11 protein-coding genes and 1 tRNA gene are annotated in these 11,831 nt (G+C 46.2%); 7 read left to right on the top strand and 5 right to left on the bottom strand.

Going from position 1 to position 11,831, the window contains the following annotated elements:
* Positions 1 to 48: 48 nt before the first annotated feature.
* The 5 genes from BMW79_RS04135 (at position 49) to BMW79_RS04115 (ending at position 4,413) form a co-directional block, all read left to right on the top strand.
* On the top strand, positions 49 to 1,401 hold the full coding sequence (locus tag BMW79_RS04135; RefSeq protein WP_089890941.1) for a MutS-related protein: 1,353 nt from the start codon (positions 49 to 51) through the stop codon (positions 1,399 to 1,401).
* The gene (locus BMW79_RS04130; RefSeq protein WP_089890939.1) at positions 1,382 to 2,710 is read left to right on the top strand and encodes a MutS-related protein; all 1,329 of its coding nucleotides are present in this window, start codon (positions 1,382 to 1,384) and stop codon (positions 2,708 to 2,710) included. The genes BMW79_RS04135 and BMW79_RS04130 overlap by 20 nt, the downstream gene beginning before the upstream one ends.
* Before the next feature lie 135 nt (positions 2,711 to 2,845).
* Positions 2,846 to 3,088 carry a helix-turn-helix domain-containing protein gene (locus tag BMW79_RS04125; RefSeq protein WP_089890938.1) on the top strand — a complete coding sequence of 81 codons (243 nt, stop codon included), beginning with the start codon at positions 2,846 to 2,848 and terminating at the stop codon, positions 3,086 to 3,088.
* Complete coding sequence (locus BMW79_RS04120; protein ID WP_089890935.1) at positions 3,060 to 3,395, top strand: HipA N-terminal domain-containing protein; 336 nt, start codon at positions 3,060 to 3,062, stop codon at positions 3,393 to 3,395. The genes BMW79_RS04125 and BMW79_RS04120 overlap by 29 nt, the downstream gene beginning before the upstream one ends.
* On the top strand, positions 3,376 to 4,413 hold the full coding sequence (locus BMW79_RS04115) for a HipA domain-containing protein (protein ID WP_089890932.1): 1,038 nt from the start codon (positions 3,376 to 3,378) through the stop codon (positions 4,411 to 4,413). Before BMW79_RS04120 ends, BMW79_RS04115 begins: the two co-directional genes overlap by 20 nt.
* A 157-nt stretch (positions 4,414 to 4,570) precedes the next feature.
* Here BMW79_RS04115 and BMW79_RS04110 read toward each other — a convergent pair.
* From BMW79_RS04110 to hflX, 4 genes are all read right to left on the bottom strand, one after another.
* Positions 4,571 to 4,644 (bottom strand) — tRNA-Asn (locus BMW79_RS04110).
* 136 nt (positions 4,645 to 4,780) lie between these two features.
* Complete coding sequence (locus BMW79_RS04105) at positions 4,781 to 6,403, bottom strand: ArnT family glycosyltransferase (protein WP_177192033.1); 1,623 nt, start codon at positions 6,401 to 6,403, stop codon at positions 4,781 to 4,783.
* 70 nt (positions 6,404 to 6,473) lie between these two features.
* Positions 6,474 to 6,815, bottom strand: coding sequence for a Rieske (2Fe-2S) protein (locus tag BMW79_RS04100; protein WP_089890931.1), 342 nt, complete (start codon positions 6,813 to 6,815; stop codon positions 6,474 to 6,476).
* Positions 6,815 to 8,005, bottom strand: a complete 1,191-nt coding sequence (gene hflX / locus BMW79_RS04095) for a GTPase HflX (protein ID WP_089890930.1) — start codon at positions 8,003 to 8,005, stop codon at positions 6,815 to 6,817. Before hflX ends, BMW79_RS04100 begins: the two co-directional genes overlap by 1 nt.
* A 135-nt stretch (positions 8,006 to 8,140) precedes the next feature.
* On the opposite strand from hflX, the gene BMW79_RS04090 reads away from it, so the two are divergent.
* Both BMW79_RS04090 and BMW79_RS04085 read left to right on the top strand, forming a co-directional pair.
* Positions 8,141 to 10,126 (top strand): S9 family peptidase, encoded by a 1,986-nt coding sequence (locus BMW79_RS04090; RefSeq protein ID WP_245752373.1) that lies wholly within the window; start codon positions 8,141 to 8,143, stop codon positions 10,124 to 10,126.
* Between the two features lie 21 nt (positions 10,127 to 10,147).
* Entirely contained in the window at positions 10,148 to 10,924 is a 777-nt protein-coding gene (locus BMW79_RS04085; RefSeq protein WP_089890924.1) for an enoyl-CoA hydratase-related protein, read from the top strand.
* Between the two features lie 115 nt (positions 10,925 to 11,039).
* Here the strand turns inward: BMW79_RS04085 and BMW79_RS04080 are convergent, their stop codons facing one another.
* A complete protein-coding gene (locus BMW79_RS04080) occupies positions 11,040 to 11,744 on the bottom strand; it encodes a porin family protein (RefSeq protein ID WP_089890921.1) in 705 nt (234 codons plus the stop codon).
* Positions 11,745 to 11,831 lie beyond the last annotated feature (87 nt).

Raw genomic sequence — 11,831 nt, 5'->3', positions numbered from 1 at the left:
TTCCTTTTTTGGGAAGCCTCTCATTGATTCACATCATTCCTACCCAAGATGAGTTTTAAAACAGATAAGCAAACGCTGGATGACCTGAATATCTTTGGTAAGCCTGGCAAAGCATCCATCTTCAGTATTTATAATAATACCAGTACCAGTGGTGGAGCAGCGCTGTTGGAAAAAATGTTTCTCTACCCGCTGTATGATGCTGCCGCCATCAATAACAGGAGTGCCACCATCCAATATTTCAGCGCGTTGAACCGGCCGTTTCCCATCAGAACGGAACACCTGAGCAGCGCTGAAATCTATATGGGAATGACCGATCCGCGCACACGGCTGACCATGGATAACAACAACCTGGAAAGAAAATTCAACCAGCTGATTGCTGCCGATGGCGATTATAAATCCATCTCAAAAGGTATTGCCGCGATACTTGACATCTGCAATGACCTGTTTCGCTTTCTAAAAGAAATCGGTTCCGATAGCTATTATCATGCAGAAGCGGAAATGATCGCGGAACTGCTGAACAACGAGGCACTTCACGAAGCCATGCAGGATACCTCCGGCAAAATGCCCTATGAAAGGGCGGTGCAACTGGACGGGCTTTTCCGGTTCCAGATCAGGGAAAGGATCACCGATATCCTTGGACATATATATCGGCTGGATGTATACATGTCTGTTGCTAAAGTAGCCACACAAAACAGGTTCGTATTTCCTGTGGCGTTGCCAAAAAATGATCATACCGTACACCTGCAACAGGTATATCATCCGCTGGTTAAAAATGCAAAAGCCAATAACATTCAGATTACACCGGAACAAAATATCATCTTTCTGACGGGGGCCAATATGGCGGGTAAATCTACCTTCATGAAATCATTGGGCATTGCACTTTACGTAGCGCATCTCGGTTTTCCGGTAGCAGCGGAGAAAATGGAATTTGCTGTAAGGGATGGCATCTACACCACCATCAACCTGCCCGATGATCTTAGTTCCGGTAACAGTCACTTTTACGCCGAAGTATTAAGAGTGAAAAAAGTAGCGAAAGAACTGAGTGCTGAGAAAAATATCTTTGTCATTTTTGACGAACTTTTCAGAGGCACCAATGTGAAAGATGCATATGAAGGTACTATCGCAATTACGGAGGCTTTCGCAGAAAAAAAGAACTGCATGTTTGTGATCTCCACGCATATCATTGAAGCCGGAGATGTACTTAAAGAGCGATGCGCTAATATCAACTTTGTGTATCTCCCCACCATCATGGAAGGAAATACACCGAAATATACCTACCAGCTGGCAGCTGGCATCACCGCCGATCGCCACGGCATGATCATTATCAACAACGAACGCATACTGGAAATCATCAGGAGCAGAAAAAAAAAACCACTACCACATGAGTTTTTACGCCGATAAACAGACCCTGGAAGATCTGAATCTCCTGGATCGATATAAAAACAATTCGATTGCCCGTCTTTTTAACGAGGTAGTTACCACTGGTGGAAGGAAGTTAATGGAGCAGCTGTTCAAAAATCCATTAACAGATCACGTATTGATCAATGAACGTAGCAGTATTCTTCAATATTTTTCTGCACATCCCGTTGCTTTCCCTTTTTCTCCGGAAAATTTTTCGATCGTAGAAAACTATCTTGCTGCTGCGCAGCAAAAAAATTTTATAGAAACAGGAACATCCATTGTTTATAAGAAGATTTTAAAAGTTGTTGCCAACAGTAAAGAGGTAGAACTGCTGCAGGCAGAGGTGATTCAAACCATTCACCTGCTGGGCATTTTCCACGATTTCCTTCAAACACTACCTGTAGAGAATAATCCCTACTGCAAAACCAGGGAACGGATGATGGCTATTTTCAGTCGGCCGCAATTGCAAGTGCTCCTATCGCAACGGTCTGTGAAAGTGCTTTCCCTCCTCCAACTGACCCGATACGACTACCTGTTGAAAAATGTGCTACACAGCGCCATGCAGGAATTAATGGAAGCGATATTTCAGCTGGATGTGTATATCGCAGTATCACAGGTAGCGGCTAAACGTGGTTTTTCTTATGCCACCGCTCTTTCCAAAGAACAAAACTGCTTACATATAAACGGGCTTTATCACCCTGCCCTGGAAAACGCCGTGGGTAATGATTTATCGATGAGCCAGCAAAGCAATGTGATTTTCCTGACCGGTGCTAATATGGCGGGTAAATCTACGCTGATGAAGTCTTTCGGCATCAACGTATATCTCGCACACATGGGATTTCCTGTTGCCGCCAGCAGCATGACCTTTTCCGTGAAAGATGGTCTTTACACCTCCATCAACGTTCCCGATAACATTGATCTTGGCTACAGCCATTTTTATGCAGAAGTGCTGCGGGTAAAAAAGGTAGCCGAAGAAGTAGCTGCCGGCAAAGATATCTTTGTCATCTTCGATGAACTATTTAAAGGCACGAATGTAAAAGATGCCTACGATGCTACACTTTCTATTACACAGGCTTTTTCCGAAACAGATACCTGCTTCTTTATGATTTCTACGCATATCACAGAAGTAGGAGAGGCGCTTCGCGCTACGACCGGCAATTTTGAATTTGTGTACCTGCCTACGGTGATGGAGGGAAATGTGCCGAGGTATACTTATCAGTTAACAAAGGGGATTACGGCGGATAAGCAGGGGATGGTGATTATTGAGAATGAGGGGATATTGGGGATTATCAGGGGGAGGTTATCCTGAATTGGCTGTAGATTTGTCTTTTCCGATACGAAATAACCTTCGATTTTCGTTTAAATCATATAAAAGCAAAATATACTGCGCTTTTTATTGATATTTTGATACTTTTCCTGTAATTTCACATAAAAGCGAAGGATAATGCGCACCGAGGTTATTGAATTGGGGAAAAAGATACAGCAACGCCGCGAATTACTTGGCCTGTTGCAGACACAACTGGCAGCGCTATCGGGTGTCAGCACCCGTACAATCCAGTTGGTGGAGCAGGGTAAAGGTAATCCTTCCTTACAAACACTGGTACAACTTACCGATCCATTGGGTTTGCATATTGATCTGTTATTAAAACAGCTGGATAATGAAAACAGTGCAGGTTTTTTACAATAGTAAATTAGCAGGATATCTGTCTAAAAACGAAAACAGATATCGTTTTGTGTATGATAAACAATACCTGGCTGATACTACTAGCCGGCCGGTCAGTATCACGCTTCCCCTTCGCGAACCCCCTTACGAAAGTGATATACTTTTCCCGGTCTTTGTAAACCTCTTAAGTGAGGGGGCTAACAAGGCTATACAAAACCGGCTGTTAAGAGTTGATGAAAACGACTACTTCGGACTTTTGTTAGCCACCGCTGGTGGCGATCATATCGGTCCATTAACTATAAAAGAAGATCATGCGTCTGCCAGCAATTAACGTTTGCCCTTCAACGCTCCGGCCTGGATTTACTACCTATAGTCCGATGGCAGCGGCGAATCTATTTGGCAGCCGCGCCAGGAAAATTTCACATATACTGCCGTTTGGCCCTCCGGGAAAAAATGCAATCCTTACAAGAGAATACAACGAGAAAAGAAAACATATCAGCATCAGTGGTGTACAGGAAAAATATAGTTTACGCCAGGAAAAAAACAGTCTCATACTAACTGACAGGGGAGGGACTCACATCCTGAAACCTATACCCAATGAGCGCTTGGAAAGATTAAAAGATCTGCCTGCCAATGAACATCTAAGTATGCAGATCGCCAAACAGGTATTTAACATCAACACAGCAGCATGTGGTATGATATTTTTTGAAGATGGATCACCTGCCTATTTAACCAAACGCTTCGATTACAAACCCGATGGCACAGGCAACTACCAGCTGGAAGATTTCGCTACGCTGATGGGCAAATCACCGGAAAGAGAAGGTCTCAATTTCAAATACAACGCCTCTTATCTCGATATCGCAAATCTGATCAAACAATATACAGTGGCAGTCCCGGTTGTACTGATGGAGTTCTTCCAGCTATTAATCGTAAACTACCTGATTGCTAACGGAGACGCTCATCTGAAAAACTTTTCCCTGATGGAAACCCAACAGGGTGATTATATCCTTTCACCGGCATACGACCTGTTGTGCACAAAATTGCATCTCGACGATAATCATCTCGGGCTTCACAACGGCCTCTATGAAGGAGACTATGACGAGGCCACCTATTATGATGTGGGCATGTATACCGGAGAATCCTTTATTGTGTTTGCACGGAAAGCGGGGATCCCTGAGGCGATCGCCCGGCAGATAATCGATAAAATCGTCCGCAAAATACCTGACGCACAAGCCTTGGTGCAACGTAGCTTTTTAAGTAAAGAGGCTAAAGGAAAATATATGGAGATACTGACACAGCGAAAACGGTTGTTGATGTATGATCCGGAGACGAAAACATTGGGGCGATGAGTTTTTCTCCATTATCACTGAGAATTGGTTTTATATGTATTTAGATATAGAATAGCGCATATCCCGACAACTATATCTAAAAGCATATAGTTTAAGTAGCTTGGCATGTTCCAAAAACAAAAATAGCTTAGCAAAATTGCTAAGCTATTTCTTTTCGCTCCCCCTGCTGGACTTGAACCAGCGACCCTCTGATTAACAGTCAGATGCTCTAACCAACTGAGCTAAGGAGGAGTGTTTCCCGTGCCGCTTACGCGATTTGGGATTGCAAAAATAGGTAAATTTTCATTTTTGCAAAATCTTATTTCATTTTTTTATAAAAAACTTTTCAAAACGGGCTATAACTCAATACCACAGCGCATTTCAAAAATCACTTTTTTACTGACACCAGTTCACGTTCCCCCAAAGCACCCGCCCGCGTCGCTTTTCGGACAAATGGCAGATCCAGTTTACTCACATAGAAATGAGGAAAAGATTGAATAACAGTACAGGTATATCCCTGTTGCTGCAGGGAAGCTACCGCTTCCGGTGTGGTAAAAATGAGGCCTGTGGCGGAATCCGGTCGTAATACCGGCGCCTGCAGATAAAAATCGAACGCATAGGAATTTGCCTGGTACAAACCAATGGGCTTGCCCGGAAGATGGGCATTGGCGTAAGCAGCGGCTGTACTTCCGCTCTGGTACTGCATCATATCAGGATAAAGGATCGTATTCAGGTACAAATTCAGCAGGATGCTGATGGCGATGGTGCGGTAAAATACGGCCTGCCTGGTGGATTTATCCAGCCAGTAGTGCAGGAGCAGATACAGCAGCAGCAGGGCTCCCGCAAGCAATAACCAGGCGTAGTGCATGGCTGGCTTGTATAAAAGATCAATTACCACACCTGCTACTGCTACCAGTATGATGATGGTGTACTGGGTGATCCGGAAAAATTTCAATCCCTTTTCCGTTTGCAGCGATAAAATATACTGCGCTGTCAGGATGGCAAAAAAAGGAAAGATAATATTCAGGTAGTGGGGGAGCTGGAACCGGGAAAGCGAAAACAGGGCAAAAGTGGCCAGGGCGGCGCAGATACAGTAATACTCCTTTTGCTGTTTCCATCTCCGGATAAAAAGGATCACGGCTGCGTACAACATTACAGACCAGGGCAGAAACGCCCATAGCAGCGTATGGAAAAAGAAAAACGGATCACCACTACCTTTAATGGGACCGGTATTCATGAATCGTCCAAACTGGCTGTCCCAGAAGAAAAAGCGCAGGCCGGATACGCCGGTGGTACCAAACACTATTTTCTCCGGATGTGCATCAAACTGCTGATATAGCGAATATAATTCCGGGGTAATAAAGAGGGCAATCAATAAGGCGGCCAGCAACCAGCGCAGGTGCAACACTTCCTTCCAGTTGCGTGTAAACAGCAAATGGCCGCCAATAGCGGCGCAAACAGGCACTAATGCAAACAAACCCTTCGTCATAATGGCGCAGGCCGTAAAAAAGGCTCCCAGGAGGATTCCCCGGCGATAAAAATAATAGACGGCGGCAATGATCAACCCGGTGAGATAAGGCTCTGCACGCACATCATTATTGGAAATAACCAGGTGTTCGGCTGTAAGTAAAATACAAACCGCCCAGCGGGCTACTTTTTCGTCGTATAGTGCAAGGGCAAAACGATAGGTATACCAGGCCCCCATCAACAGGAACAGGATGGCGGGCAATTTATACGACCAGGTATGGATTCCGAAAAGCTGGAAACTGATGGCAGCCATCCAGAAAGGGAAATGGGGCTTATCGAGCCAGTCATGACCATCGGCATAGAGGTTCCAGTAGTCATGTTTAAGCACCATCGTTTTGGCGATTCCGGCATAAAGCGCACCGTCGGGTTCCAGGATAGGTACGAACAAGGCACTGAACTGCAATAATACTACCATAGCGGTAATGAGCAGCCATACTTGTTTTTCAGAGAGAACAAATGAGCGTGTTCCAGTTGTAGTCAGCATGATGAAAAGTTACAGGCATATACCGGTTACTTCAAATACGACGGTCACTCTTAACAGAAAAATAACTGGGTTACCAGAACCATCCGCTTTTCTCCATGCCCAGCCACGGGCCGTCTTCACGCTGATCTATGGGATAGGTTTTGAGGTAATATCCTTCCCCGCTGCTGTTGTACCCGTTCTTTAAACTGAACTTATACCGGTGCAATGGACATACCACATTACCGGCGGCATCTATTACCCCATCGGCCATAATGCCACCGGCATGCGGACACTTATATGCAAAAGCGAAAAGCTGCCCCTGGTGCAGGGTGCAGCAAATCTTTTTCCCATTCACTTCTATCACACTGATTTCTTTCTCTGCAAAGGGCAAGCGGCCCTCTTCCAATTTATACCAGGAGTATTCTTTGGCCATTAGTAGAAGAATTCGGTTTTATACGGAAAACGGTCCTTATACAGTTGAGAAACCTTGTCCAGGATGGTTTTACGTAGTTCTTCGATATTCCTTTTTTCCAATGCAGAAATGAATACACAGTTTCCCTGGGACTTCGTTTCCCAGTGTTGTTTCAGGTTATTCAGAATATCCGTTTTAATTTCCGGCTCCAGCCATTTATCAAAAGTGTTGGCCTCATACAGATCCATTTTATTAAAGATCAGGATGGTGGGTTTCTCAAACGCTTTCAACTCCTGCAGGGTGCGGTTTACTACTTCAATCTGCTCTTCATACTGCGGATGGGAAATATCTACCACATGAATCAGGATATCGCTTTCGCGTACTTCGTCCAGCGTGGATTTGAAGCTTTCCACCAGGTGATGCGGCAGTTTACGGATAAATCCTACGGTATCGCTGAGCAGGAAAGGAGTCTGCTCAAACACAACCTTACGGGTGGTAGTATCCAGAGTTGCAAACAGTTTGTTTTCTGCAAACACCTCACTTTTGCTGAGCAGGTTCATGATAGTGCTTTTGCCCACGTTGGTATATCCTACCAGGGCTACCCGGATAAATTCGCCGCGTTCCTGGCGCTGGGTAAGGGATTGGCGGTCGATATCTTCCAGCCTTTTGCGCAGCAGCGCAATTTTATCCTTTACGATACGACGGTCCGTTTCAATTTCCGTTTCACCAGGTCCCCTGCTACCAATACCACCTCCCTGTCTTTCCAGGTGACTCCACATACCACGCAAACGTGGCAGGATGTATTGATACTGGGCCAACTCCACCTGCACTCTCGCCTGGGCCGTGCGGGCACGACGGGCAAATATGTCCAGGATCAGGTCACTGCGGTCAATCACTTTTACCTTCAATACCTTTTCTATATTGGCGATCTGTGAGCCGGTCAGCTCATCATCAAATATAACCAGTGATATATCCCTGCCAGCAATATACTGATGGATTTCTTCCAGCTTACCTTTACCTACAAAAGTGGCCCTGTCGGGGTGTGCCAGGCGTTGGGTAAAGCGCTTAACGGCCAGAGCCCCTGCGGTTTCTGCCAGGAACATCAGCTCGTCCAGGAACTCATTTACCTGGCGCTCTGTCTGGTCCTTGGTGATCACACCAACAATGACGGCTCTTTCCTCTTTTTGTACGACTTGTTTCTTCTCAATCAAGTTATTTCAGAATTTGGAGCAAATTTACAGAGAATTTACTCGCTAAGCCATTTCTTCCTACATTTACCCGATCCAAAACAACCTTTCGATATCATGTATAAACCTTTTTTACTGACAGGACTATTAATATCAACTATGGCAGTAGCCCAGGATAAGATGACACCCGAATTGCTATGGCAACTGGGTCGGGTAAGTGGAGAGGCGCTGAGTGCTGACGGCAAAACCGTTATCTATGGCGTATCTCAGATCAATATAGCAGAAAATAAAGGCGAAAAAAACCTATACGCGATCCCACTGGCAGGCGGCACTCCAAAGCAACTGACCCAAACACCAGGAGCAGAGGGCGATGTAGCCGTTTTACCCGGTAATAAAATTGGCTTTTCCCTGAAAGGACAATGGTATGAAATGAATACCGATGGCTCCAATCCGGTGCAGAAAACCAATGTAGACGGCGGTATGCAGAATATCCGCATTTCCCCCGATGGAAAACATATCCTGTTTTCGAAAGAAGTAAAAGTAAAAAAGATCTCCGGCAGCGATCATTACCCAGATCTCACCAAATCCAACGTACAGATCTATGATAACCTCAACTACCGCCACTGGGATACCTGGGAAGATGGCAATTTCTCACATGTGTTCTATGCCACGTATAACAATGGCGAAGTAGGCACTCCCATAGATATCATGGCGGAAGAACCGTATGATTGTCCGCAGATGCCCTCCGGTGGCCCTGAAGACATGATCTGGAGCCAGGACGGAAAGAGCGTGATCTATGTTTGTAAAAAGAAATACGGGAAAGAGTACGCTATCAGCACCAATACCGACATCTACGAATATAATCTCGATACCAAAGCCACCCGCAACCTGTCACAAGGAATGATGGGCTACGATGTATCACCCACCTTCAGCCCCGACGGCAAATACCTCACCTGGTTAAGCATGGCCCGCGACGGCTACGAAGCAGATAAAAATGATGTGATCATCATGGACCGCGCTACCGGCACTATCACCAACCTCACCAAAGGCTGGGATGGCACCGCCGCTTCTTCCCGCTTCAGCAACGACGGCAAAAAGATCTACTTCCTCGCTGTGATAAAAGGTACCGAACAGCTGCTGGAAATTTCCCTGCAGAAAAATATCGCACAAACAACGGAGAAGCATATACGCCAGGTGACCACCGGCGATTTTGATATCAACGATATGCTGGCCCAATCCGGCAATACCCTCGTAGTATCCCGCACGGATATGAATCATGCCGCAGAACTGTTTACCGTAGACCTGCAAAAAGGCGCTGTAACACCGCTTACCAGTGTCAACAAAGCCAGCTACGATAAAATAGGCATGTGCAAAATTGAAAAACGCTGGGTAAAAACAACCGACGGAAAAGATATGCTCACCTGGGTGATCTTCCCGCCGGACTTTGATCCTGCTAAAAAATATCCAACCCTGCTGTACTGCCAGGGCGGCCCTCAGTCGGCTGTTTCCCAGTTTTATTCCTACCGCTGGAACTTCCAGCTGATGGCTTCCCAGGGGTACATCGTGGTAGCGCCCAACAGAAGAGGCATGCCGGGTCATGGCGTAGAATGGAACGCTTCCATCAGTAAAGACTGGGGCGGTCAGCCGATCAAAGATTACCTGAGCGCCATTGATGATGTGAGCAAAGAAAGTTATGTAGATAAATCCCGCCTCGGGGCGGTAGGCGCCAGTTACGGCGGCTACTCCGTGTATATGCTGGCCGGCGTTCATGAAAACCGCTTCAAAAGCTTTATCGCGCATGATGGCTTGTTTGACCTGAAAAGCTGGTACGGTACCACCGAAGAACTGTGGTTCGCCAACTGGGACATCGGCGCTTACTGGGATCCGGCGAATGCCAATGCCTACAAGCATTTCAATCCAAGTGAATACGCCAATAAATGGAATACGCCTATCCTCATTATCCAGGGCGGTATCGACTTCCGCGTACCTATCGAGCAGGGCTTACAGGCCTTCCAGCTGGCACAACTGAAAGGGATCAAAAGCAAACTGCTCTATTTCCCGGAAGAAAACCACTGGGTACTGAAACCACAGAATGCCCTCGCATGGCAGCGTGAGTTCTTTAACTGGCTGAAAGAAACCCTGTAATTCACTATTAACCACATTACCATGGCTGCTTTATTATTGGATATCCAGGATGGCATTGCGACCATCACTTTAAACAGACCTGAAGTATACAACGCCTTCAATGACCCACTCAGCTATGAACTGCAGGACGCATTGAAAACGGCAGAAAAAGATCCGGCAGTGAGAGTGGTAGTGCTGACAGGCGCCGGGAAAGCATTCAGCAGTGGTCAGGACCTCAAGGCATCTATGGAGTCCGGGAAACGCGACCTGAGCGAATCGCTGCGCAAACGCTATAATCCGATTATACGCGCCATCCGCAATATGCCTAAACCGGTAATCTGCCGGCTCAATGGCGTAGCGGCCGGCGCGGGCTGCTCCATCGCACTGGCCTGCGACCTGATCATTGCCAGCGAAGAAGCCACCATGATAGAAATATTTGTGAATATCGCACTGGTGCTGGATTCGGGCTCCTCGTATTTCCTGCCCCGCACCGTAGGCTACCACCGCGCCTTTGAACTGGCCACCAAAGCCAGCAAGATTCCTGCGGCGGAAGCACTGAAACTGGGACTGGTCAACAAAGTAGTACCCGCAGCTGAACTGGATGCCGCCGTGCAGACGGAAGCCGCCTACTACGCTGCCGCACCTACGAAGGCCATTGCACTGATGAAGAAAATGCTGACCAAAGGCATGACCGATAACCTCGATGAAGTACTCGAGTATGAAGCCTATTGCCAGGATATTGCCGGCAACTCGGCCGATAACGCAGAAGGGATACAGGCTTTCCTCGAAAAAAGGAAGCCGGTGTTCAAGGGCGAATAACCGATAAATAATACGGGGCGCCAGTGGCGCCCCGTTCATAATATCATCTCACAAAAATAAAAACGGCCATGGTGTAGAAACCATGGCCGTTTTCTTATATAAAGCCCGGAGGCGATTACAATCCGCTTAAAGCAATACCGATAGAGTAAGGTCTGATATCCAGATTATTGCTGTTATTGTCTTTCAGCAATGGATTCAGGGAATACGCACCAAACAGGGCGAAGTTACCATAACCTACACGGGCTGTTGCAGAAAAGCGCCATGGATTAAAGAATCCCCTGTTGGCATCTTTATCAATATCCTTGCTGCCATTGGCGCCGGTGTATTTCAATTTCGTATGTGCGTCTACCAGGGCACCTACTTTCACACCAATAGCGGCTTTGAAACCTTTGTTGGCATTGTCCGGCACACTGCGATACCGTAATTCAATAGGAATTTCCAGGTAAGTAGTGGCCACTTTGCTCTTCTTAGCGTTCGTGGTCGGGAAAGATACCTGGTTAGGATTCAGCTTTCCCTGTATGTCCATATAGTGATCTTTCAGATAAACACCACTGGTGCTGACACCTAAACCCGCCGCCAGACTCATTTTGGATTTCTTGAACGGGAAGTCATACATCAGGGCAACATTAAAACCCCTGTTAAGGCCGCTTTTAATACTGTCAGGCGCACCTGCCCAGCCATCGTACGACAACTGTATCATCAAAAAGTCATTGGAATGGGTAACTTTATTAACCGCTTTATTCATCGGTGAGCCGCCATCCTGTGCAAAAACTCCAATAGAAACAGCTATCAGACCAAGGGTAAAAATTATTTTCTTCATATATTATACATACTTAGGAAAAAGAATATTAGGCAAATATAATGGAATGATTGTAACCCAATTGGTTAAAATATTGCAAAAACATTC

Origin of the sequence: Chitinophaga arvensicola (assembly GCF_900110835.1) — a bacterium.
In the GTDB taxonomy this organism is placed as follows: domain Bacteria; phylum Bacteroidota; class Bacteroidia; order Chitinophagales; family Chitinophagaceae; genus Chitinophaga; species Chitinophaga arvensicola.
Note: the sequence above shows the minus strand (reverse complement) of the source record. Positions and strands in the feature narration are given on the sequence as shown.